21 protein-coding genes and 1 tRNA gene are annotated in these 25,136 nt (G+C 40.7%); 16 read left to right on the top strand and 6 right to left on the bottom strand.

Going from position 1 to position 25,136, the window contains the following annotated elements:
- Window positions 1–331: 331 nt before the first annotated feature.
- On the bottom strand, window positions 332–601 hold the full coding sequence (gene rpsO, locus ODZ84_RS20595) for a 30S ribosomal protein S15 (protein ID WP_259108071.1): 270 nt from the start codon (window positions 599–601) through the stop codon (window positions 332–334).
- A 170-nt stretch (window positions 602–771) separates the two neighbouring features.
- On the opposite strand from rpsO, the gene ODZ84_RS20590 reads away from it, so the two are divergent.
- The 6 genes from ODZ84_RS20590 to ODZ84_RS20565 all read left to right on the top strand — a co-directional run bounded on the left by ODZ84_RS20590 (window position 772) and on the right by ODZ84_RS20565 (window position 4,469).
- Window positions 772–1,323, top strand: a complete 552-nt coding sequence (locus tag ODZ84_RS20590) for a pyruvate decarboxylase (protein ID WP_266174287.1) — start codon at window positions 772–774, stop codon at window positions 1,321–1,323.
- A gap of 131 nt (window positions 1,324–1,454) precedes the next feature.
- Entirely contained in the window at window positions 1,455–1,601 is a 147-nt protein-coding gene (locus tag ODZ84_RS20585) for a bacteriocin-like protein (protein WP_259108077.1), read from the top strand.
- Between the two features lie 165 nt (window positions 1,602–1,766).
- Window positions 1,767–1,916, top strand: a complete 150-nt coding sequence (locus ODZ84_RS20580) for a hypothetical protein (RefSeq protein ID WP_266174285.1) — start codon at window positions 1,767–1,769, stop codon at window positions 1,914–1,916.
- Window positions 1,897–2,073: a hypothetical protein gene (locus ODZ84_RS20575; protein WP_266174284.1), complete on the top strand. Its 177-nt coding sequence runs from the start codon at window positions 1,897–1,899 to the stop codon at window positions 2,071–2,073. The genes ODZ84_RS20580 and ODZ84_RS20575 overlap by 20 nt, the downstream gene beginning before the upstream one ends.
- 312 nt (window positions 2,074–2,385) lie before the next feature.
- Entirely contained in the window at window positions 2,386–3,708 is a 1,323-nt protein-coding gene (gene mgtE / locus ODZ84_RS20570; RefSeq protein ID WP_266174283.1) for a magnesium transporter, read from the top strand.
- A gap of 26 nt (window positions 3,709–3,734) precedes the next feature.
- Window positions 3,735–4,469, top strand: coding sequence for an ABC transporter substrate-binding protein (locus ODZ84_RS20565; protein WP_266174281.1), 735 nt, complete (start codon window positions 3,735–3,737; stop codon window positions 4,467–4,469).
- 210 nt (window positions 4,470–4,679) lie between these two features.
- Here the strand turns inward: ODZ84_RS20565 and ODZ84_RS20560 are convergent, their stop codons facing one another.
- Window positions 4,680–5,129 (bottom strand): GAF domain-containing protein, encoded by a 450-nt coding sequence (locus tag ODZ84_RS20560; RefSeq protein WP_266174280.1) that lies wholly within the window; start codon window positions 5,127–5,129, stop codon window positions 4,680–4,682.
- A 13-nt stretch (window positions 5,130–5,142) separates the two neighbouring features.
- Window positions 5,143–6,570: a TonB-dependent receptor gene (locus tag ODZ84_RS20555; protein ID WP_266174279.1), complete on the bottom strand. Its 1,428-nt coding sequence runs from the start codon at window positions 6,568–6,570 to the stop codon at window positions 5,143–5,145.
- Window positions 6,571–6,624: 54 nt separating this feature from the next.
- On the opposite strand from ODZ84_RS20555, the gene ODZ84_RS20550 reads away from it, so the two are divergent.
- Window positions 6,625–7,392: an MBL fold metallo-hydrolase gene (locus ODZ84_RS20550; protein WP_266174277.1), complete on the top strand. Its 768-nt coding sequence runs from the start codon at window positions 6,625–6,627 to the stop codon at window positions 7,390–7,392.
- Between the two features lie 74 nt (window positions 7,393–7,466).
- Window positions 7,467–7,546 (top strand) — tRNA-Leu (locus tag ODZ84_RS20545).
- 218 nt (window positions 7,547–7,764) lie between these two features.
- On the opposite strand, the gene ODZ84_RS23770 is transcribed toward ODZ84_RS20545, so the two are convergent.
- From ODZ84_RS23770 to ODZ84_RS20535, 3 genes are read right to left on the bottom strand one after another with little or no spacing between them, the layout of a single operon-like run.
- A complete protein-coding gene (locus tag ODZ84_RS23770; RefSeq protein ID WP_323136796.1) occupies window positions 7,765–8,376 on the bottom strand; it encodes an ISAon1 family transposase in 612 nt (203 codons plus the stop codon).
- Complete coding sequence (locus tag ODZ84_RS23765) at window positions 8,354–8,710, bottom strand: transposase (RefSeq protein WP_323136795.1); 357 nt, start codon at window positions 8,708–8,710, stop codon at window positions 8,354–8,356. The genes ODZ84_RS23770 and ODZ84_RS23765 overlap by 23 nt, the downstream gene beginning before the upstream one ends.
- Window positions 8,711–8,738: 28 nt before the next feature.
- Window positions 8,739–9,089, bottom strand: a complete 351-nt coding sequence (locus tag ODZ84_RS20535; protein WP_266174276.1) for an ISAon1 family transposase N-terminal region protein — start codon at window positions 9,087–9,089, stop codon at window positions 8,739–8,741.
- Between the two features lie 436 nt (window positions 9,090–9,525).
- Here ODZ84_RS20535 and ODZ84_RS20530 point away from each other — a divergent pair, with 436 nt between their 5' ends.
- The 8 genes from ODZ84_RS20530 (at window position 9,526) to ODZ84_RS20495 (ending at window position 25,040) form a co-directional block, all read left to right on the top strand.
- On the top strand, window positions 9,526–10,761 hold the full coding sequence (locus tag ODZ84_RS20530; RefSeq protein ID WP_266174275.1) for an exonuclease SbcCD subunit D: 1,236 nt from the start codon (window positions 9,526–9,528) through the stop codon (window positions 10,759–10,761).
- 1 nt (window position 10,762) lies between these two features.
- A complete protein-coding gene (locus tag ODZ84_RS20525; protein WP_266174274.1) occupies window positions 10,763–14,497 on the top strand; it encodes an AAA family ATPase in 3,735 nt (1,244 codons plus the stop codon).
- A 15-nt stretch (window positions 14,498–14,512) separates the two neighbouring features.
- A complete protein-coding gene (locus ODZ84_RS20520; RefSeq protein ID WP_266174273.1) occupies window positions 14,513–16,510 on the top strand; it encodes an ATP-dependent nuclease in 1,998 nt (665 codons plus the stop codon).
- Window positions 16,503–18,350, top strand: coding sequence for a UvrD-helicase domain-containing protein (locus ODZ84_RS20515; RefSeq protein WP_266174272.1), 1,848 nt, complete (start codon window positions 16,503–16,505; stop codon window positions 18,348–18,350). Before ODZ84_RS20520 ends, ODZ84_RS20515 begins: the two co-directional genes overlap by 8 nt.
- Window positions 18,351–18,472: 122 nt before the next feature.
- Window positions 18,473–19,897 carry a DUF3375 domain-containing protein gene (locus tag ODZ84_RS20510; protein ID WP_266174271.1) on the top strand — a complete coding sequence of 475 codons (1,425 nt, stop codon included), beginning with the start codon at window positions 18,473–18,475 and terminating at the stop codon, window positions 19,895–19,897.
- A 3-nt stretch (window positions 19,898–19,900) separates the two neighbouring features.
- Window positions 19,901–20,470 carry a DUF4194 domain-containing protein gene (locus ODZ84_RS20505; RefSeq protein ID WP_266174269.1) on the top strand — a complete coding sequence of 190 codons (570 nt, stop codon included), beginning with the start codon at window positions 19,901–19,903 and terminating at the stop codon, window positions 20,468–20,470.
- Between the two features lie 8 nt (window positions 20,471–20,478).
- Window positions 20,479–23,883 carry an ATP-binding protein gene (locus tag ODZ84_RS20500; RefSeq protein WP_266174268.1) on the top strand — a complete coding sequence of 1,135 codons (3,405 nt, stop codon included), beginning with the start codon at window positions 20,479–20,481 and terminating at the stop codon, window positions 23,881–23,883.
- Window positions 23,880–25,040 carry a Wadjet anti-phage system protein JetD domain-containing protein gene (locus ODZ84_RS20495; RefSeq protein ID WP_266174267.1) on the top strand — a complete coding sequence of 387 codons (1,161 nt, stop codon included), beginning with the start codon at window positions 23,880–23,882 and terminating at the stop codon, window positions 25,038–25,040. Before ODZ84_RS20500 ends, ODZ84_RS20495 begins: the two co-directional genes overlap by 4 nt.
- Window positions 25,041–25,136: the final 96 nt, after the last annotated feature.

Raw genomic sequence — 25,136 nt, 5'->3', positions numbered from 1 at the left:
ATACTTTTCAGTGTCTCATTTTTTTTTGCTCTGATTAATGGATTGTACCGGTATCGGATAGATATTATTCTGTTAATGATCAGTCTGGTAAGTTGAGAGAACAGCTGTATAGAAACAATAATTATGCTCCCATATTGGGTTTAAGATGGATTATTGCCGGATAAAGGCATATCAGAAGAAGTCATGAAAGTTCAGAACCGCGTTAATGACTTTGTTAAAAAACAGATGTTCTTCAGATATTATACCTGCCATAGAATAACAGACATCGCCGTCAGTATAACAAAAAAAGCAACCCCTTTCGAGATTGCTTTTATTTGAAAATCTTTGTAGATTATTTTCTTAAACCTAGTTCAGCAATAATTGCTCTATATCTTGCGATATCTTTGTTTTTAAGGTAATCTAGTAAACTTTTTCTCTTACCTACCAATTTCACAAGGGATCTTTCTGTGTTGAAATCGTGACGGTTAGCCTTTAAGTGCTGAGATAAGTGATTGATTCTGAAAGTGAAAAGAGCGATTTGTCCTTCAGCACTTCCTGTGTCCTGTGCAGATTTTCCGTGTTTTGTGAAAATTTCCTGCTTTTTTTCTGTAGTTAAGTACATTCCAATATTGTTTAATGATTATTATGTAACGGCTGCAAAATTACGACTATTTTTTGATTTCACCAACATTATTGATTTCATAAATGAATTTTGATAGAAAAAAATGTTAAATATTTCTTAAAAAAATTATGCAGTACCATTAAAAGGCAGTAATTTTGCATAGGAAATAGATGATGAAAAAATTATTTACTTTTATTACGTTCGCTATTACTTTATTCATGTGTTTTTCGGCAAAAGCACAGAAAAATACCGATGACAGAATAAAAAAGATCCTCTATTTCAATCCTGAGGTAGAACCTGATATTGAAGAAATTAAAGAACCTACCAACCATGCTTTCTTCAGCGCTGTTTCCGACAACCTGAGTGAGAGGAGAAACCGGATGCTCCGTACGGAAACACAGATTTCTTTTGACAGTATTGATACGAAAACGATCACCGATTATTGCCTCAATAACGATGCAGATTTTGCCGTTGTTCCGAAAGTAAAATATTTTAAAGTCGGTATCGGGAAATATGTTTTTTCCAATCAGGTGATCGTCAGTATGAAACTCTTTGATGCTGCCGGCAATCTTCTTACAGAAGCCGATTATGACACGTACCGTAAAAATATGCGTCTGATGGGCTCTACCGTAAATTCTGTAAAAATAGGAACCAACGGCGCCATTAAAGATGTTCTCAAAAAACTCCGAAAAATAAAACCGTCTTCAGAGGTCGGATTTTAGCCCTCAGTTCCATAAGCCTGTTTTTTCATGATGATACACCCTACGCATTGAATTTCAGCGAATAAAAATCTCTATTTTGTGAATAAATTGAATATTTTTTATTAATTTAGATCAACATTAAATCTAAACCTATGAAAAATTTAAAAAAATTAACCAGAGACGTTCAAAAAGAAATCAATGGAGGCATAAGACCTCCGAGATGTGAATATCATTTTGAATGCCCGGGAGGCTCCTGCTGCCAGGGAATGTGTGTTTATTACAACTGTCCCGAAGTTTAAAAAATTTTAATTCACTCAATAATTTTCAATACCTGCCTGCTAATTCCGGCAGGTATTTTATTTATAAATCTTATAAAATTCTGGTTTCTAAATCAATATATTCATTATATAGTGAATAATATTATTTTTTTTCATTAACTTAGTATTTCATCAAAACTAAATCATATGAAAAATTCAAATCTAAAAAAGTTATCCAGAAAAGCACAACAGCTGATCAACGGCGGAGGTCTGAAGAAATGTACCGATCATTCCCAGTGCAGCATCGGCTGGTGCTGTGGAGGTACGTGTGTAGAATATGCTTGTATTGAACCTTAATTTCAAAGACTATAAAAATCTGAAAAAACTTACCCGAAAAGAACAGGCGCAGGTTGGCGGAGGTGCTATTCCCGTGAGATGCAGAAGCGACAATGACTGCCTGGGATTGTGGTGCTGCTATGACCGTTGCTCAAATATTTCCCGCCCTATCGATTAAGCTGAAAGGAGGCCACGAAATAGGTAAGCCATCAGCAGTAAAGAGAATGATTACGGCGGAAAGGATCGTGAAACGCAGTGCTGTCCAACATGGAATATCACTCTTTCCGGAGATTCCGGTCTGTACCCGTCCTTATACGATGAACTTCAATTTATTTTAAATTTAATTTTTTCAGCACCCTTTTCCCACGGGTGTTTTTTAATTTTCGGACCCGGTATTTAAAGTAATGCTTTAAATAAATCTTAATTTTGCGCCATTGCTGGTCTGTCTTAAAAATTTGAATTATTTTTGCATATCCAAAAATTTCACGTTTTGAATTCCAGAGACGAACTTATATTTAACCCTGCCGATATTGCCGAAACTCTTAGTGAACTTCCCGCTGATGAGAGGTTGCTGGCATTTTTAAAAGTTCCCAAAGAATACAAAGCGGATGTATTTTCACATCTCGAAGCTGATTTCCAGGAAGAAACGATCCGGAGTATCGGCAGTGATGAGGTTTCCGAGATCCTGAATGCGATGACTCCCGACGACCGGACTTCCCTGTTTGAGGATTTTCCGGATGAGCTCATCAAGTACTCCATCAATCATCTGAATCCGCAGGAAAGGAGAATTGCCTTAAAGCTGCTGGGATATGATTCTGATTCCATTGCCCGTCTGATGACTCCTTACTACATCCAGATCCGTAAGGAATGGACCGTGAAAAGATGCCTTCAGCAGATTAAAAAAGTCGGGAAAAGAGTGGAAACCATGAACCACCTTTATGTGGTGGATGAAAGAAACCGCCTGATCGATGATATTGCATTGGGAAGTTTACTGCTTGCCGAAGAAGATACTTTAATTTCAGATATGACCGACAATCATTTTGTAGCGATTACGACAACGACGACAAAGGAAGATGCGGTAACTTATTTTGAAAAATATGACCGGACCGCACTGCCTATTATTACGGAAGCCGGCGTTCTGGTAGGTATTGTGACCATTGATGATATCCTGGATCAGATCGAACAGCAGAATACTGAAGATATCCAGAAGTTCGGGGGTCTCGAAGCCTTAGATCTTCCGTATACGCAGACTTCTCTCATCGAAATGGTGAAAAAGAGAGGAATGTGGCTGATCATCCTTTTCTTTTCAGAAATGCTGACGGCCTCTGCAATGGGTTATTTCGAAGATGAAATTCAAAAGGCGGTGGTACTGGCACTTTTTGTACCGCTGATCATTTCCAGCGGAGGAAACTCAGGCTCACAGGCTGCGACACTGATCATCCGGGCAATGGCACTGCAGGAAATCGGTCTTAAAGACTGGTGGTATGTCATGAAAAAAGAAATTTTCACAGGTTTATTTCTTGGCGGGATTCTGGGTATCATCGGATTTCTCCGAATTATGATCTGGCATGAAGCCGGATTTTTCAACTATGGGGTTCACTGGGCATTTGTTGGCTTAAGCGTTGCGGTATCCCTGGTACTGATTGTGCTATGGGGAACACTTTCCGGCTCCATGGTTCCGTTTATCTTAAAGAAACTGAAATTAGATCCTGCCACTTCGTCTGCCCCTTTTGTAGCTACCCTGGTGGATGTTACCGGATTAATTATATACTTTTCCGTAGCCGGACTTTTCTTAACCGGTAAACTTTTGTAATTTTAGACCACCTCTAAAATATTACAATGAAAGTTGTTTCTTTAGTTCCCTCAATTACCGAGGCTTTATTTGATTTGGGTCTGACTGAGAATGAAGTGGTCGGAAGAACAAAATTCTGTATCCATCCTGAAGATCGGGTAAAGAATGTTGCTGTGATCGGCGGAACGAAAAATATTAATATTGATAAGATTAAGGCATTACAGCCGGATCTCATTTTAGCAAATAAAGAAGAAAACATCAAAGAGCAGGTGGAAAGCCTGATGCAGGATTTTAAAGTGATGGTCACAAACGTTGAAAATATCGAAGACAATTATTATCTGCTTAAAAATCTGGGTCTTCTTTTTAAGAAGGAAGAAAAAGCTCAACTGTTCAACTTAAAAATTTATGACATTCTGAATCAGATTAAAATAAATTCTACTATCAAAGTTGCTTACCTGATCTGGAAAAATCCTTATATGACGATCGGTTCTGATACTTTTATTCACAAAATCCTGTCTGAGATCGGTTTTGAAAATATCTTCCAAAACCGCACCCGGTATCCTGAGATCACTACGGAAGACCTTGCAGATGCTGAGATCATTATGCTTTCTTCAGAGCCCTTTCCTTTTCAAGAAAAGCATGTTGAGGAATTAAAAGAATTCTATCCGGATAAGAAGATCATGATCGTGGATGGGGAAGCATTTTCCTGGTACGGAACGCATATCGCAAAATGTGAAAATTATTTTAAGGAACTGATTACGGATATCGATCCTGCTCTATAAGTTTTGGCTAAAGCCAATGGATTTTAAATACTTTTTAAGCGGTTTAAAGCCCGCTCCTGTTGAATAGTAATATATTGATGTGTTCACTGAATACACCGATTTTCATTCTGTTATTTTTATAATCAGTTGAATAAGAAAACAGATTCATTAACCTTATAACAGAAAACTCCGGCTAAAGCCGGAGTTCTATTTTTCTTAAAGATATCTTTATTACAGAATTTTGGAAACTTCGTTACAAAGCCATTCCAGTAATTCTCTGTCTTCGGCAGTAAAAGGATCTACGGTATGCGAATCGATATCGATCTGACCGATATTTTTACCGTCTTTGAAGATAGGAACAACGATTTCGGCCTTCGTATCGATCGAGCAGCTTAAGTAATTGCTTTCCTGATGCACATCGGGAACCACGAATGTTTCATTGGAAACCGCAACCTGGCCACAGATTCCCTTTCCGTAAGGAATGATGTCATGATCCGTCGGTGCGCCTACATAAGGGCCTAATTTCAGCTCATCTTTATCTCCGTTCTTGAAATAAAACCCGGTCCAGTTAAAATAGGCAATTTCCTGATCCAGCAGGTGGCAAACTTTTTCAAGTTTCTCTTCTGTATTATGTTTTGGACTTTCAAGAATAGAGGAAAGTCTTTTCTTTAATTCTGACATTTTATTTTTGTTTTTAAGAGAATTGTTTAAATGAAAGTTCTTCTTTATAGCCGAACATTCCGCGCTCTTTTATCATTTCTGCAACGCCCTCCGGAACCTGGGATTCCCAGCCTTTAAGGTTACAGGAAATTTTTCGTAATATTTCCCGGGAATAAATTTCCAGGAACTCCGGATTATAGTTTTTAATGTCTACAATACGGTTGTTCAGTTTAAAATATTTGTATAGTTCCTTGAGATTTTCTTCCACCTTCAGATTTTCGGAATCCAGCAGCTCGTGGGTTTCAGGATCTTTGTAAGGATACAGATACACCCTCATCCCGTTTCTGAAAAATTTACCGAAAGCTTCCAGAATTCCACCCGACAGGTTTTTATAATATTTCTCTTCAAATACCATCAACAGGTTGTTAACGCCCATTGCGACTCCGATATTTCCTCCGGTATAGGAGGCAAAATAATCAATCAGTCGGTAATATTCTGAAAAGTTCGAAATAATCACCGTGTATCCCAGCTTTCCGAGGACGTCTACCCTGTCCAGGAAATCTCTTTCATCAATGTCTCCGTCTGCCCGGAGGTTGGAGATGGTAATTTCTATCAGAATTTCGGTTTCCTCATGCGTACAGGTGGCATCTTTCATGAACATATCGATGCCGTTTTGAAGCATATCGATGTTCACCTTCGTTACCGGTCTGAAACTGCCTCTTACGGCAAAAATATTTTTCTTATAAAGGCTGTCAGCCGGAAGCATATTACTTCCTTCCGAATTGAAAATTACGGCATCAGTCATTCCGTTTTTTACCAGCTGTAAAGACATCAAGCGATTATCCACATACGCAAAGGCCGGTCCGCTGAAATCGATCATGTCGATCTCAAGATTGTCCGTTGCCACGTCATCATACAGAGATTCTATAAGTCTTCTCGGATTATCATAGTAGGTAAATGCGCCGAAAATAAGGTTCACGCCAAGATTCCCGAGGGTTTCCTGCTGCAGCGTAGCATCATTTTCTTTGAATTTTACGTGGATGACGATTTCGTTATAATCTTCATTTTCCTTTACCTGAAAACGGATGCCAACCCAGCCGTGGCCTCTGACGGTTTTATCAAAATTAATGGTCGTTACCGTATTGGCGTAGGAAAAAAACTTTCTGTTGGGATTGTTTTCTCTGGAAATTCTTTCTTCGATCAGAGCTACTTCATAACGAAGCATTTTGCGAAGTCTGTTTTGGGTAACATACCTGTTTTTTACCTCTTTTCCATAGATCGCATCACTAAAATCTTTGTCATAAGCCGACATTGCCTTAGCAATTGTACCGGAAGCTCCCCCTGCTCTAAAAAAGTGTCGAACAGTCTCCTGCCCTGCTCCAATTTCTGCGAAAGTACCATAAATAGTAGGATCTAGATTAATGGTTAATGCTTTTTGTTTAGGAGTTAGTTTCTGATACATTAGGACATTAAATTTTTCGTAAATTTACCAAAATTAAACCAACCTCAAAAGAAAATGAAGTTGAAATTTTTAGGAACCGGAACTTCCCAGGGTGTACCCGTTATCGGCTGCACATGCGAAGTGTGTACTTCAGAAAATCCTAAGGACAGTCGATTCCGGTCTTCTGTGATGGTGACGACGGAGGAAAACAGAAAAATCCTGATCGACTGCGGTCCGGATTTCAGGCAGCAGATGCTTTTAAACCATGAGACCCATGTGGATATCGCCCTGCTTACCCATGAACATAATGACCATGTCATCGGTCTTGATGATATGCGTCCGCTGATTTTTAAAAGTGGAAAAAACATTCCCCTGTATTGTTATCCGAGAGTAGGAAACGAGGTCAAAAACCGATTTCCTTATGCATTTGCGGATGACAAATATCCCGGAGCGCCCGCCTTTGATCTGCACGAAATTGAAAATAAGCCTTTCACTGTTTTAGACACCGAAATCACTCCGGTCGAGGTGATTCATTTTAAGATTTCCGTTTTCGGATATAAATTTAAAAACATGGCCTACATTACCGATGCCGGTTTTATTTCCGATATGGAAAAAGAGAAATTAAAAGATCTCGATGTACTTATTTTAAACTGCATCCGGAAATTTGATCCGCATCCGGCTCATTTTATTCTTCCTGATGTGATCAGACTGTTTGAGGAACTGAAACCTAAACAATTATTTTTAACCCATATCAGTCACCACTTAGGTTTGCATGATATTGAAGATAAACTACTTCCACCCGGAATGCACCTTGCCTACGACGGTTTGGAGCTATCTTTTTAAAAAAATTCCCCAAAAAGCTTTTGGCGTATTATAAAAAGTTCCTATATTTGCACACCAATTTAAAACAAACATCAGCCCAGGTGGCGGAATTGGTAGACGCGCTGGTCTCAAACACCAGTTCTTAGGAGTACCGGTTCGATCCCGGTCCTGGGTACAAAAAACCTCTGAAATCATTTGATTTTCAGAGGTTTTATTTTTATCACCTCCTACTTTTTTCCCGACTTTATTTTTTTAGTCATTTTGAATCTATCCTGTACCACTTTATCACACCTCCGACTTTATAAATTATGTGGCGTAAACCGAATTTCTTAACTGCAAAATAGCCGCTACCTATTGGGAGGGAAATGTGGGATCATGAACAAAAGTTGGGGACTATGCAAAAAGTTGAGCGAGTCTGAAGAGGAAAAATGTTTTGTCTTTTACTCCTCGAAGCTGTAATCTGAAGTTTTTAATTTTAGCATTAAAAGATTCTGCTGAAGCGTTGGTACTTCTTCTGTCGAAAAAGTTTAAGATGTCGCTGTAATGATTCATTATTGTTTTCCTTAAAACTGAGAATGATTTAAAACCTGATGTTTCAACATCTCTGAACCAATGCGCTAACTTTGTCATAGCAATAGATTTGGGAATATTCTGATTGTAAATCTTTCTTAATCCATCCGATAACCCATATGCCTTCTTTAAATCAGGATATTCTGTAAATAAAATTTCAGCTCTCTGCATTTGAGAAGGCGTCCACTTTTCCCTGCTTTTGTAGAGTAAATATCTGCTTCTTGCCAGAAGCTGTTTGCGGGTATCACCGTTTTCAAACGTTTCTATCTCAATAGGCTCCCTGTTTTTCTTTGCTTCATCGAGCAGTATATTTTCCCATTCTATAGCTTCCCAACGGTAGTTGATCCTTAATTCCTGAAGGGCTTCAGTGGCGAGCTTCTGAACATGGAACCGGTCTATGACCTTAATAGCATCAGGGGAAACAGCGTTTGGCAATAAGCTTCATAGACCCTGCCATATCAAGGGTAATTTCCTTTACATTTTTGCGAAGCTTCCTGTTTATTTTCAGAAGCTGCTCAATGACCGCTTCACTCTGTGTACCTTTGATGATGGCAACAATACTGCCTTTCCTGCCTTTTGCTTTTTTGGAAGTAAGAACCGTGTATAATTCTCCCTGGGAAAGAGCCACTTCATCCAGAGACAGAGAAGAGGAGCAATTTTCCGGATAAAGAATCCAATCTTTCGCATGGGGCTTTTGGAGCCAGTCTTTGAACCCGCTTAATGATTTTTTGTATTGCCTGCGGAATGTCTTTCCCTGTACCCCATACATCTCACCGATGGTTTCTAAGGGAAGAGCTTTATCGGCTGATTTTTTTTAAGAACTCCGCAAAGTCCTTTGTCATGCGGGTTCCAACGGCGATGAGACTCCAGTCTCTCTGCAGGATCTTACCAGATTTTATATCGGTCCATCTTCTTCGTCTGATGTGAAGTTTTACAGGTTTTCCACGGAGAGGAAAGTCATTAACCGTGATTTCTTCGTGAAAACCTTTGGATTGTAGATGCAAAGAGGAAAGTTCTTTGGGAACAGTATTTTTTTCTTCAAAATAAAGATGGAGCAGTCCTTCCTTTTCTTCAAAATGGGTTATATCAAAGTATTCAACCAGATATTCCGGTAACAGTAATTTTAATAATTCTTTCTCAGATGACATCTTGTAAAATTACAATTATTAATTTTTCTCCCCAACTTTTGATACTGATCCTATAAAATTACATTCTTATTTATTGGATTCTTTTCTGTCCCAATAGCGATAGCTCTTATCAAAATAAACTTCCCAACCTTACGGTTTCCCTCACTGGGATACAGTTTGATGTGCTTAATTTTGGAGTGATACTTTATTAAAGTGTGAAAAAGGAATCATGGGTATATCAATTGTTTTTAAAACGATGATGCTGATTTTAAATTAATTATTAAATTGCGTCAACTAATAACGCCTCCTTATGAAAAAATCAAATAGACCATACCTATTGTATTCTATAATCAGCTTTACTGACAGCGTCACTTAATTTTGCCAGGATATTTTGGCTAAGTTGTTTTAAGCACCCATATTTTTATGTGGTAAATTTTTACCGTACTAAATTCCTTTTATGAAATTCTTGCATACTGCAGACTGGCATATTGGTCAGCTGTTTCATGAATATGATCGTAGCTACGAACATCAGCAATTTCTGAATTGGCTGGTGGAAACGTTGGTCGCAGAAAAAATCGAGGTGCTGCTGATCAGTGGCGATATCTTCGATAGTTCCAATCCGTCGGCAGCCTCGGTGAGGATGTTCTACCGTTTTCTGAATGAGGCAACAACAGCACTTCAGGATCTGCAAATCATCATTACGGCAGGCAACCACGACTCGGCGGCACGTTTGGAGGCGCCCAAACCATTGCTTGAGTCTTCTCATGTTCATATTATCGGACTTGTAGAAAAAGATGCCGAGGGAAATATTGATTATGAAAAACTGCTGATTAAAATACATAATGCTTCGGGAGCCATCAAAGCCTGGTGTCTGGCCGTTCCTTTCCTGCGTATGGGCGACTATCCGGCCATTGCCGATTGCGCCAATCCTTATACTGAAGGCGTGGCAGCTTTATATCAGGACGCTTTTGATTTTGCTCAAAAACATAACGCGGAAAATCAACCTATCATTGCTATGGGGCATTTGCATACCCAGCAGGCAGAGATTACTGATCTTGACAAAACCGAAAGGCTGATCATGGGCGGTGTAGAATGCATTTCAGCCACAGCTTTTCATCCCGACATCAAATATGTGGCTTTGGGACATATTCATAAAGCGCAAAAAATTGGTGGAAAGGAGCATATTCGTTACTCCGGCAGCCCCTTGCCGATGTCTTTTTCCGAAATTCATTACAAACATCAGGTCATTGTTTTTGATCTTAATCAGGAAATCAGCGATCTGAAGGCGATTGAAATTCCGGTATCTGTGCCATTGCAAAGAATTCCACATCAGCATCAGCCTTTGCATGAAGTCATTTCCCTTTTGGAACAATTGCCATCAGCCGATTCCAGTCCGGAAAAGCTTCCTTATCTACAGGTGCGTGTCTTGCTGGATGGACCAGAGCCCGCTTTGCGCCATAAAGTAGAATCCGCATTGGCTGGCAAAGGCGTCAGACTTGCAAAAATAGATGCCCAATATCCGAGTTCAATTAAAGAAACACCGGAACTGATCACACCTGAAAAACTAAATGAACTGCAGCCGCTTGATATATTCGGCAAAGTCTACCAGTCCCGATACAATAGCGAAGTTCCCAATGATTTGTTGCAGCTCTTTCAACAGGTGGTGCAGGAAGTAACTCATAAAGCCGAATAAGATGAAGATTCTCGCCATACGCATTAAAAATTTAGCTTCATTAGAAGGAGTCACCGAAATCAACTTTACGGACGAGCCCTTATGTTCTATAGGGATCTTCGCCATCACCGGTGCTACCGGAGCCGGAAAATCAACCATCCTGGATGCTTTATGTTTGGCCTTGTACGGAAAAACGCCCCGTTATCTCCAAGCCAGGGAAACAGGCGTTGAAATTCAAGATGTACTGGGAAGCACACTAAGCCAGGGCGATGTGCGGGGCATTCTGCGCGACGGCACTGCTGATGGATTTGCTGAAGTCGATTTCAGAGGAGTCGATGGGCAAAACTACCGCGCTACCTGGAGGGTGAGGCGGGCCAGGAACCGTGCCGATGGAAGCATACAATCTGATTCGGTGACGCTAAAAAACCTCAGCACCGCAGTCGATATGCCCGGCAGAAAAGCAGAAACCTTCAATGAAATCGCACGATTGGTCGGTTTGAATTTTGAGCAATTTACCCGGTCGGTGTTGCTGGCGCAGGGTGACTTTACCGCTTTTATGAAAGCCAACCGCGACGAGAAATCTTCTTTGCTTGAAAAGCTGACGGGAACCCATATTTATTCTGAAATCTCCCGGAAGATCTTTGAAAAATACAAGGCCGAAGAATTACACCTACGCGATCTCCATGTCCGTAAAGAAGGTATTGTCACCCTGAGTGATGAAGAACAGCACGCCCTATCTGCAGATCAGGAGCTGCTGGAAAGCCAGATCAAAAGCCTTGAAGCAGAGATCGAAAAATACACTGCCGGGATCGGATGGTACGAACAACTCGTCAACTTTCAACAAAGCAACGATGAAGCACAAAATGTCTTACAAGTAGCTGCTGAAACCAAAACTTCCGCTTTACCGAGAAGCCTTAAATTACATGCAGTCGAACAGGCACAGCAAACCCGAAGCTGGGCAGATGCCTTACAGCAAGCACAAGCACAACAGACCGATCAATCAGCCCTGCTGGTCTCTTTAAAGGAAACCCTGGCTTCACTGCAAGCACAACAGGAAACACTTGAAAAGCAGCTAATAGAAGCCGACCATCAGCTTTCTGCTGAACATAAAGCCCTTGCGGATGCGCAACCCTTACTGGAAAAAGCCAGAAAGCTCGATACGCTGCTGTCGGAGAAAAAAGAGCAGGTCAGCCAGCTGAAAGAAGAGGCTCAGAAAGTAAATGAAGTTAACTGGCAACATCAGGCTATACTTAAAAATAAAGAGGAAGCATTTGTTGCACTGCTGGGAGAAATAGACACCATCAGCCAATGGCAGACTGAACAGGCTTCCCGAAAGCCGGTTGCCGAAAATAAAAATCTCATCCTCTCCAAACTGGAAGATGCACAAAAACTGCTGGAAGCGCTGCAAAATGCTGCGGCAAGTTTAGCACAGTTACAGAATAAAATCCAAACCACCGAAGCCCAAAAAACAAATATTGAGCGGCAGTGGAAACAGCAGTTGCAGGCTTTCGAAAATCAACAAAAAAGCTGCAATGCCCAATCCGAAGCATTACTGCCCATTCCGATCGAAACCCTGAACCGCAATAAAACTAAAACTGACGCTCAGGTAGAAGAGCTGATCAAGGCACAGGCACAATGGCAACTGTACTATTATGCACAGACCGAATGCGAAAGTTTAAAGCAGAAGCAGGTACAGGATCAAACCGATCATCAACACAAACAGACGCTTCTACAAGAGCTTTACCAACAACTGCCGGTCATCAAGGCGGAAAGAGATACAGCTGATCAAATACTGCAACAGGCCCGGCTGGCATCGGCAGAAAATGTAGAAACGTTGAGGGAAGCACTGATCGAGCATGAACCCTGCCCGGTATGTGGCAGCACACACCATCCTTATGTGGTGGAAAACCCCCAACTCGAAAAGGTTTTGGCTCAACTCGAAAAAGCCCATCAGGAAAAAGAACAAATCTATCTGGCCAGCCATAGCAAACATCAGGCCTTAGAGCAGGAATGCCAGCGCCTGCAAACCACCATTCAACGACAGAAGGAAGATCTTCAGGTGAAACAATCCGCCCTTAAGATCCAAAGACAAGCCTGGGAACAATCGGATGCGTCGAAAAACAGTCTTTCTATAACTGATGCGGAAAAAGCATCATGGATTGACACCCAATTGCAGGCTTTTAAAGCAAAACAGGCTGATCTGATCACTCAATTGCAAACCTATGCAGACCAAAAACAAGCGTTGGAAACGGCTAAAAATATGATGGATCAACTAAAGGAAAATACCGACGGCCTGGCGAATCAAATCAAAGATATTCAAAACAACCTGTCCTTATTTCAGGAACAGCAAAACCAGATGAAACGCGAACAGGAAGTAGCTTCGACCCATCTGAAAGGAGTTGAAGCACTTCTATCGCCATATTTCTCCGCATCCGGCTGGATGGAAAACTGGAAGGCTACCCCTGCTACATTTACAGATGGCATTACAACTTTTACCGAACAATGGAAAGCCCATACCGAAAAACTGGATCAATGTACCCGAGAAAAAGCAGCACTGGAAGCGACTCTGAAAGTAATGGAACACCAGGCAAAAGCACTGGCATCAGAAGCCGAAAGGAAAACGGAAACTCATCTCTCTCAACAGGAATTTTACCTGGATCTGAGCCAACAACGTCAAGACCTTTTTGTAGGGCAGCCTGCTGATGAAAAGGAACTTCAACTGAAACAGGCCATCAGCAAAGCCCAGGAAGTATTTGACCATCTAAAAGCCATGCAACAACAGCTGGCCATCGATCGTACCAAAGCCCTTACCCGGCAGGAGGAACTCATGGCCGCGTTAAATACATTGAAAAGCACGATACAGAAAACTTCACAGCATCTGCTGGACTGGCTGGAGGAGTATAACCAAAAGAATGATCAGCCGCTCAGCCTAGAAGCACTCCATAATTTGCTGACATTGGGCAACAACTGGATAGACACCGAACGCAAAGCATTGCAGGCGATTGATGAAGAGTTGACCAAAGCCAACAGCATTCTTGCCGAACGACAACAGGCTTTAGCGCGTCATCAGCAAAATGGTGCATCGCAAATCCCACTCGAAGAACTCATCACCCTCAACGTTACGGTTAAATCAGAAGTGGAAGAAAAGAAGCATAAAAAAGGAGAAAATAGCTTCCGCCTGCAACAGGATGAAGCTAACAAAAACCGGATCGGCGACCTACTGCAAAGTATCGCAACACAGGCAGCCATCACCGAAAATTGGGCAAAGCTCAACGAGATCATTGGTTCAGCCGATGGGAAGAAATTCCGCCAGATTGCCCAAGAATATACCCTGGATGTGCTATTGGGTTATGCCAACATCCATTTGCAGGCCTTGACCAACCGCTACCGGATCGAACGCATTCCGGCATCATTGGGTCTCCAGGTGGTGGATCAGGACATGGGCGATGAAGTGCGTACGGTTTACTCGCTTTCGGGTGGAGAATCTTTCCTGGTGTCGCTGGCTCTGGCCTTAGGTTTGGCTTCGCTGTCATCCAGGCGCATGAAAGTAGAATCCTTATTTATTGATGAAGGTTTCGGCTCGCTAGATCCTACCACACTCAACATCGCCATGGATGCCCTCGAACGCCTGCACAACCAGGGCCGAAAAGTAGGTGTGATCTCGCACGTCCAGGAAATGACCGAACGGATTCCGGTGCAGATCAAAGTGAGTAAGCAGCAGAGCGGCAGGAGTAAGGTGGAGGTTAATCATAAATAAAAATCAAATAAGAATATGGCACAATTTAAAAATCCATACATATCAAGAGTACAAATAAAAAATTTTCGAAACTTTTTGGATGTGGATGTGGCTTTGGATCACAAACAGGTGATTATTGGAGAGAATAATGTTGGGAAAACAAATTTTTTAAGAGCAATCCAATTAATCTTGGATAAAAGTTATTCCGATGCTGATCGAGAATTACTTCCTGAAGATTTTCATGAGAGTATTGAGTCTCCTATGGAAAATGGTGAGGTAATCGAAATTAATCTTGAAATAAGGGGGTATGAACATAATAGTAAACTTAAGGCCCAGTTTGTAGATGCAGTAATATCAGATACTCCTCCAACTCTTAGATTCACCTATAAGTTTAAGCCTAATGTTGATGAATTCGGTAATATCATTAATTATAAATACGAGTTATTTAAAGGGAATAATGAAGAAAAAAGATTTACTAATGAAGACCGCAATTATATTAATATTTATGTTATAAAGGCATTGAGAGATGTTGAACGAGAATTAAAAGCAAACAAAAACTCTCCATTGTATAAACTTGTCAAACAGTATGAAATATCTTCTGAACATCTTGAAGAAATATCGAACGCTTTGAAATATGCAGCGAAGGGAATTCTTGAACTCGATGAAATTGAACATATAAAAAATGTCCTTACGAATCAGTTCACTACATTGTCTGGATTACATACTGATCACCAAATTACATTAAGAACATTCGACATTGATACTGAAAGATTGCTATATACATTGCAGGTATATATGGGATTAAAGGAAAGATCTGTCTCGGAATTAAGCTTAGGCCTGGCCAATATTCTTTATATCTCTTTAATGTTACTCCTTTTAAAAGACAAAACTATATTGCCCATTATAAAACCTGCCCAATTTGAATCATTAGCGGCCGAAGATGGAGGTGGATTATTAGCAGAGCTATATGAAGTAAGTGATAAAGGAAACTATATCTTGAAGCAAGAAATTGAAGATGGCAAGGTTGAATCATTGTATGATTTTATGGATGAACATAATTATAAACATCAGGCATTTACAATTTTAGCGGTAGAAGAACCAGAAGCGCATTTACATCCAACATTACAGCGGTTGATCTATCGAGAGGTATTGCATAACAGTAATACTTCAGTAATATTTACCTCTCATTCAACTTATATTACATCTGTAACGCCACTAAACTATATTGTCCATATTCGAAAAGTAAGTGAAAGCAGTAAAGCTTTCTCAACAGCTAATTTATCTCTTGATGATAAAGAAAAAAAGGATATAGAGCGTTATATCGATGCGAAGCGGGGAGAAATTTATTTTGGCAAAGGAGTTATTTTGGCTGAGGGTATTACAGAGGAATATTTTATTCCTGCTGCTGCAGATTTAATGGATACACCATTAGATAATTATGGGATTGTAGTATGTAATATCGACTCTACGAATTTTAGGCCATACATTCAATTACTTAAAGCATTAAATATTCCATGGGTGCTATTTACAGATGGAGATTATTATGAAATTGAAGAACATACAGATGAAGACGGAAATCATAAGACCAAACGTGTTTATCATATAATGGATCAAAATACAGGTAGGTCTTGGGGGCACAAAGGAAATGAGAATATTGTAAATATTCTTACTATGCTTAGAATAATAGCAGACGGCTCTACATTAGAGGAAGAAGAAATAAGAGATAAAGGAGGTTTTATAGGAGAATATACTCTTGAAGTTGATATGATGAACAATTCAGGCGATGAAGGAATTGAAATACTCAAAACCGTATACGATGAGCTCAAGCCGGGAGGAGATGAAATGCAAGAGAATTTTGAAGGAGCACTTGATAATAAAGATTATTGGTCTGCTCTTAAAAAGATCGAGGGAAATATTAGCAAAGGACGTTTTGCCCAGCGATTAGCTGAAGAACTTATTCTAGAATTAGTTCCGGATTATATAGGCAAAGGTATTGAAGCAATTATTCAAAAGGTTAATGAGTCTTATGAATAGTCAATTTTTTCAAGATTTAGAGCTGATAAAAAAAGATGCTAAACAGTACGAAGCTTATCAATCAATGGAGAGTTCTGTAATTGTTGCAGGTCCGGGGAGTGGTAAGACTCGTGTATTAACTTTAAAAGCTGTAACGCTTGCTAAAAGCCATATTAATAAACCGTCTGGACTAGCTTGTATTAGTTACAGCAGAGAATCTGTTAGAGAGCTTAAGAAAAGATTAAGGGCTTACGGTTATATTCCTACTAACAAAGACTTTATAGGAACAGTTCATAGCTTTAGTTTATTGCATGTTATCCAACCTTTTGCGCATCTATATCCCCAATATAATGTAGCATACCCGATTAAAATTATCCCAGATGATATAAAAGATAATCTCTACAATTCTGTACTTAAGGAACTGAATGTTGAGGATTCTCGTCAATTATCTCTGGCTGATATCAATAAACACAGGTCCCTTTCCCTAAGAGGTCGCAGTATGGTTCAAATGGGCACAACTGACCTCATTGCGAAAGGAGCGGAACTTTATGAAGCTAAGATTAATGAGACTGAGTTTATAGATTTTATTAACATTATCAACTTATCTGCTAAAATCATAAATGAACAGCAATATGTTAGGGAAACATTAAAAAGTCAGTTTCCTTGGCTATTAGTGGACGAGTACCAGGATTTAGGTAAGGCATTACACGAAATGGTGCTTGAACTAGTATTTAATGCTGGAATAAAATTATATGCGGTTGGTGATACAAACCAATCTATTTATGGGTTTAACGGAGGGTATCCAGATTTCTTATTGGAACTAATGTCAAATGATGATATAAAAACTATTAATCTTGTTTCAAATTATAGAAGCTCCCAACACATTATCGACGCTTCCATTGAAGCATTGCAACCAGTTCCTCCTTATCCAAAATATATAGCAGGGAAAAGAAATGATGATATAGCTGATTTCACTTTTATTACTTGTGACAATGGGATGGAACCTCAGTATGAGATTGTAGCAAAAAAGATAATTCCTAATTTGTTAGCTAAAAGTGTTCCTCTAAATGAAATTGGAATTATAACTAGTTCTAATGCTCAAATTCAGCATATGGCAACTTTTATGAAACAAGAAGAAATCCCTTTCTTTATTGTTAAATGGAGTTTTGAAAACAGTGCAGTTGTTGTATGGTTACAAGATTGTGCCCAATGGAGTATTGATAAAGAAACACAATCATTTGATGAATTGTTTAATTTTTGGAGAAGATTAATAAATAATCATAATGATACTAGGAAAGATAAAGAAGAAATATATTTAAAAACAAGATTTTATAAAGTACTTGCTAATAGTTTGGAAAGTAATAATTGTTTTGAATGGTTAAGCCATATTATAAACCAATTAGAGCTTAAAGAGACGCTTAGTAATTCTGAGATGTATCCAAATGAAGTTGATAATTTAAATAAGCTATTAGATGAAGCTAACTTACGCAATTTAAAAGATGCAGAGATAAAAAGATTTGCAAATCTTGGATCTCCCGAAAACGAGGTCACTATTACAACCCGGCATAGCTCAAAAGGATTAGAATTTGAGGCCGTAATATTATTAGGAATGGAGGAAGGAAACTTCCCATATTATTTAAATATAGGTAATGAAATTGCGCTAAATGAAGATCAAAGACTTTGTTATGTTTGTATTAGCAGAGCAAAACAAACATGTATCCTTCTGAGATCGGAGTCATTTACTAGGGAAACTAAGTATGGTGTAAAGACCTTTCCTTATCCTCCCTCTAGATTTTGGGTTAATCTACACGATAAATTTGGAAATGAAAATAATACATTTACCGCGGAAAATTATAAATAATTAAATTTTTATTTATCATGTAATCACCAATCATTAACGCTCCATCAGATTAAAAGAAACCGTTCAATTTTTTGTCTAATCCTAAAAAATAATTCCAACAACTCCCCGAATTCTTACCAAAAATGAACTACGAAAAAGCGCTCTCCCTCTACAAAAACGACAAAACCCTTCAGCTCCTGCGGGCTGAACACTTTCCGCTGCTGGTGAGCTTTTTCCACCTCGTCTTCAAGCAGCAGGACAGGATTTCGTACCTGCAAACCGAATTGCAGAGCATCCTGGGCGATTATATCTTTTCTCTCCAAAGGCTGGGTATTGAAGATTACCAGAAAACGCCGGTAGATTATTTACAGAAATGGGCGGAGCAAGGCTATCTGCGTCGTTACTATGAGCGGGCCGACGAACCTATGTATGAACTTTCCCCGGCGACGGAAAATGCGTTAAAATGGCTCGAAGATCTCAATAAACAACAATTTGTGGGCACCCACAGCCGGCTCATCCAGTTTTTTGATCTGCTGCAACGCATTGTCAATACCACTTCCGGGCCCTATGAGCGCATCCGGCAGTTGCAGGAAGAACGCCGGAAAATTGATCAGGAAATCGAACAGATCCGCCAGGGCAATTATGCGAAACCTTCCGATACCCAGCTGAAAGAAAACTATTTTCTGGCCGAGGAAACTGCGAAACGTTTGTTATCCGATTTCCGGCAGGTCGAAGAAAATTTCAGAGAATTGGATAGCCAGACCCGCCAGACCATCATCAAAAGCAATCTTGCCAAAGCAGATCTGCTCGATAATGTTTTTCAGCAGCAGGATTTCCTCTGGAATACCGATCAGGGCAAGAGTTTTAAGGCTTTCTGGGAGTTTCTGATGAGCGAGCAGATGCAGGAAGAACTCGAAGACTTGCTGGATAAGATCAATACCATCCCGGCGATTGTCGAAATCAAGAAAGAACAGACCGTAGACCGTATCAAAACCAACCTGGTGGATGCCGGGGATAAAGTAAACCGGAGCAACGACGGCCTGATCGAGCAGCTGCGGAAATTTGTGGAACAAAAGAACCTGTCCGAAAGCCGCCATATCCTTCAAAGTATTGAAGAAATGGAAAGTCTTTTGCTGGAGTATAAGGAAACACTTGACCCGCAAGCTACCTGGATGGAAATCGATGAGGTTTTTAAACCCTCCTTTACCATGGACCGGCCGCTTTTTAACCCACCGGTTAAAGTTGCCTTTGCTGCTACCGAAATTGCCGACGGAGTGGCTACGGCTGATACCAACCTTCTGTTTGAACAGTTTTATGTGGATGTGGAAATCTTGCGAAACCATGTGAAAACCCTTTTGAAAACCCGCTCACAGGTTGCGCTTTCCGAGTTGCTCCATCATTACAAGCCCACCAAAGGCGTTGCTGAAATATTGGGCTATATGCAAATCGCGACTAACGAAGGCAAACATTTCGTCAACCGTGATCAATTCGAATATCACCTCATCGAAAACAAATCCACCGGAAAAACCTATCGCATGCAAACCCCGATCATCATATTTAACCGATAAAAAATGGAATACCACTACTCTGTAAGCCTCATTGCCTTATTGAAAGGAATCGTATACAGCCACCAGAAAGAAACCTGGGAAAACCTGCTGCAGTACGAACCCGATGTCAAAAAATATTTTATCCCGATCGGGCTGGAACTCTTTCTGGATAAGAGCGAAGGCTACGCCTTTCTGCGCCAGAAGGAATGGGAAGACGACGAAAGACCTTTGCCGAGAATAGCTGAAAAACGGTCGCTCAATTTCATGACTTCTTTAGTCTGTATCGTCCTGAGAAAATTTTTACTCGAACACGATGCTCAGGGTGGCTCAGTACGTTCCATCATCAGCGATCAGGAAATCATCAACCGGGTGAAAGTATTCTTGCCCAATGTGAATGATGAAGCCAAACAACAGGAAAAGATTAACACCGCCATCAACCGCGTACGCGACATCGGATTCCTCAGAAAACTGGAAGACCATGAAAAAAACTACGAAATACACCGGATCATCAAAGGTTTTGTGAATGCCGATGTGATTGATGAAACCCTGCAGAAGTTCAGGAACTATGCTGCTGAAAACCAATCGAAACAATAAACTCATTTATGGAAGAACTATTTGAGACCCACCCGGAAGACCTCAACCTGGCCGGCTACCGGCTTCAATACCTGGAAGTGCTCAACTGGGGGACCTTTAACCAGGTGCGCTGGCAGATCCAGCCTAACGGACAAAATGCCCTGCTGACAGGCGATATCGGTTCAGGAAAATCTACGCTCGTGGATGCCCTGACCTGCCTGCTTGTGCCTCATCATAAGATCATCTTCAATAAAGCCGCCGGTGCCGAAGGGAAAGAGCGTAACCTGCTGAGTTACGTGAGAGGAGAATTTAAAAAAGAAAAGGAAGAAATCACTAAAACCGCAAAGAAGGTCTACCTCCGTCCAGATGATCATACCTATACCGTTATTATCGGAAACTTTTACAACCAGGGCTATAACGAACACATTTGCCTGGCCCAGTTTTTCTGGATCGGCAAAGAGGGAAAAGTAGAAAAACTGCTCATCATCGGAACAATTCCTTTAACCATTAAAGACCATTTTCAGCATTTCAGCGATATCAATGAGCTGCGGAAGAGCCTGCGCAATACGCCGGGAGTACAATTGTTCAACGATAATTTTTCGCAATACAGCGAGCAGTTTCGCAGGCTTTTCGGAATGAACAGCGATAAAGCCATTGACCTGTTTTACCAGACCGTTTCCATGAAATCTGTCAGCAGCCTGACCGATTTTGTCCGCGAACAGATGCTGGAAAAAACTGATGTCAAAGAACAGATTGATGCCTTACTGAAACGTTTTGATGACCTCAATAAAGCCCACGCTGCGGTGGTACATACCCGGGAACAATACCAGATCCTGAAGCCCTTAGCAGAAGCCAGTGAAACCTATGAAAAGGTTACCCGTGAAATTGAGGACATCGAAGCCATGCTGGAAGTGATGCCCGTCTGGTTTGCAGAAAAGAAATGGGAACTGCTGGAACAGGCCATCATAGATGCGGGTCAGGAACTGGAAAAAACAACACAACAGCTGCATACCATTACCCAGGAAATAGAAGCCTGGGAAGAACGCCGGCAAACGATTATACAGGACATTGCGAGCAACGGCGGAACACGGATCGAACAAATTGCCGGAGAGATGAAACGGCATGAGCAAGACAAAGAAGTCAAGCAAAAGGAATTCGATGATTATGAGCGTCTCGCCTTGAAGACCAGGTTGGCAAGTATAAAGCAGGAAAGTGATTTTCAGAATAACATCAAGCGGGCTAACGAATCAATGGAGAAATGTGGTCAGATAGAAGAAAAACTTCGGGAACAACGGGATAACGAGATTAGTGAACTGCGTAAACAGGAAGGGGTATATCAGGCAGAGCGAAAAGAACTGCAATCACTCAAAGAACGTAAAACCCAGATTCCGGCCTGGCTGATTGCCTTTCGGTCACAACTTTGTGCCGATTTGCGAATTGACGAGGAAGATTTGCCTTTCGCCGGGGAATTACTGAAAGTGAATGAACAGCAAACCGAATGGGAAGGCGCAATCGAAAAACTGCTCCGTGATGCAGGCATCAGCTTACTCGTTCCCGGAAAGCATTACCGGAGTGTCAGCCATTATGTTAACAGCAATCCATTGAAGGGTGCCGACGGAAGGGGCATCAAACTGACCTATTTGGAAGCGGATCTGAATGCTAACACTCGACTTCTAAAAGAATTGGATGAAGACAGCATTGCTTATAAAATAGACATCAAACCTGAAACACCTTTTTATGATTGGCTGGAAAATTACCTGCAACGCAGCTTCGGCGATTATATTTGTACCGATGTCGATGGTTTACAGCATGTTCCTTTTGGTATCACACGGCAAGGTCTGATCAAGAGCGGCCGCATCCGCCATACTAAAGACGACCGCAAACGGATTGACGACCGGCGTAATTATGTATTGGGCTGGAGCAATGCTGAGAAAATAAAAGCACTGGAAAATTCGGTAGATCAGCTGGAGCGAAATATTTATGAGCTAAAATCCAGACTAAAGGATATTGAAGAAAAAGAGAAACAGAACAGCGAACAGAAGCAACTGTTGGGACTTTTACTTTACGTGAAAGACTTTTCCCGCATCAACTGGCAATACCACGTTGCCAAAATCTATGAATTGGAACAGGAACGTGATCAATTACTGAATAACAGTGATAAACTTGCCCAATTGGAACGCAATAAAAGTGAAGTAGACCAGCAGATTAAAGATGGAAAAGCGAAAGAGAAACAACTATCTCAAAACATCGGCGGGTTAAATACGAAAATTCAAAACTATCAGGATCAACAACACCAGGCCATACAGCAAAAGGAACAATTAGTGCCCCACCTGAAAGAAAAATGGTATCCGATGATCGACGAGAAACTCAGGGAAATAAAAATCAATCTACGTGGCATTGAGCAAAGGCAGGAAGAATTCCGCAAACAATTTCAGGGTGAAAACGGCGAATTGAAAAGGCTTCGTGGACGTCAGGCTGGTCATAGAACCCACATTGAGAAAAAGATGCGGGAAATCAAGGAACATTCCCGTGCCGAATACAGTGAAGTTACCGACAGCATCGATGCCCGTGCCGAATATATCAAAAAATTCAGACAACTGGAGTCTGAAGACTTAAAACGGCACGAAGAGCGCTTCAAGGAAGAGCTGAATAAAAACGTGATCAACAGCATTGCTGTATTCGACAGCCAGCTGCAGAAACACGAAAAAGACATCAAACAGAAAATCAGGACCATTAACGACCATCTTTCGAAGATTGTGTATAATGCCGTGCAGGATACCTATATCACCATTTTAATGGATGCCACCCCGAATAAAGAAGTACGGCTTTTCAGGGAGGAATTGAAAAAATGCTATATCCATTCCTTCAGCAGCCATAATGACCTGTATACGGAAGAGAAATACGAACAGGTAAAAAGGATCTTAGACCGTTTTGCCAGTATGGAAAATGCAGACCGCGAATGGACTTCAACTGTTACCGATGTACGCCAGTGGTTTGAGTTTAACGCCAGTGAACGTTACCGCTCTGATGAAACAGAAAAAGAGTTTTATGAAGGTTCTGGCGGAAAAAGCGGTGGACAAAAGGAGAAACTCGCCTACACCATTCTGGCCAGTGCTTTGGCCTATCAGTTTGGTTTGCAGTTCGGAGAGCGCAAGAGTAAAAGTTTCCGTTTCGTAGTGATTGATGAAGCCTTCGGCAGAGGCAGCGATGAAAGTACCCGCTACGGACTGGAATTGTTTAAAAAACTGAATCTCCAACTGTTGATTGTGACGCCATTGCAAAAAATCCATGTCATTGAAGGCCATGTCAGCTCCTTTCATTTTGTGAGTAACCGGGAAGGCAACAATTCGCAGGTCAGTAATTTTACCAAAGAAGAATATGAAATCGAACGCGATAAACATAACGGAATCTTTCCCAATACCCCTGATGCATGATTAGTCCGGCAGAAATTAAAAAACAGGCATTAAAATGGTGGAAGCCTCTGCTGCAAAGCCATATCCAGCAAGAAGTCTTTTTTCCGAAAATAATAGACCGTATCGGAAAAGTAAAATCGGGTCACATCACGGAACGGTTTGAAATCCTTCAAAAGGAAATAGAAGAACTGTATCGTTATTCTAAAAACCAAACCGTTAAAGGCTACCTCGTGCAGACCGCCGGCCGGAATTTCAGGCGGACAGGCAGCCATGATTTGCCGGATACCATTATTTTTGAAAGTATTGAAGACTACCTTTATTTTACGAAATATCAAAAAGATTGGACCGTCTTTCTGAAGCATTATGAACAGGTCATTAGCATCATTCCTGTATTAAAAGACTGGACTTTACAGCATTGTTTATGGCTAACGGATCACCATATCGATTGGGAAGATGTGCTGAAGGTTTGCCTCTATTTTATACAGACGCCCCGCCCCAACCTTTACCTGCGGCAGCTACCTATCGAGATCCACACCAAATTTATTGAAGAAAACAATACACTGATTCAATCCTTACTCGATTTCCTGATTCCGGATCATGTGCGATCACCTCAACAAAAACGTTTCGCCGAGCGTTTCTTTTTGCGGTACGATGAGCCGTTGATCAGGCTCCGCTTTCTGGATGAAAACCCAAATCCGGATTTTAAATTCAGGGACATCAGTATTCCACTCTCCGATTTTGAAACGCTTGAACTTCCTGTGGAAAATATCCTGATCGCTGAGAACAAAATGAATTTTCTAACCTTACCGCTATTAAAATCTACTGTCGCCATCTGGAGTGGAGGTGGCTTTAATATTTCCTATCTCAAAAATGCGGTTTGGCTATCAGACAAAAAAATCCTGTACTGGGGCGATATTGACGAACATGGCTTCCAGATTCTGCATCAGCTACGGTCATACCATCCGCATGCCCAAAGCATCATGATGAACCGGACGACTTTTGAAACTTTTCAAAGCTATGCAGTAAGTGGAGCAAGAAATAAATCCCAAAATCTAAACCTCTTGACCAAAGAAGAAAACGATCTTTTCCAATATTTAAAGACTTTGGAGAAAAACAGGCTGGAACAGGAGAAAATTCCGCAGATGTATGTTGATAAGTGTTTGAAGACCAATATTTAATAGTAGCAGATATTTGTAGATTAACTGATATTTCTTTTCAATCGCCTGTAAATGACTTTAAAGTTGATATTAATGTATTACTGAATAAAAATCGGA

The organism is Chryseobacterium fluminis, from assembly GCF_026314945.1.
GTDB classification, from domain to species: Bacteria; Bacteroidota; Bacteroidia; order Flavobacteriales; family Weeksellaceae; genus Chryseobacterium; species Chryseobacterium fluminis.
This window is presented reverse-complemented; position numbering and strand designations above follow the sequence as displayed.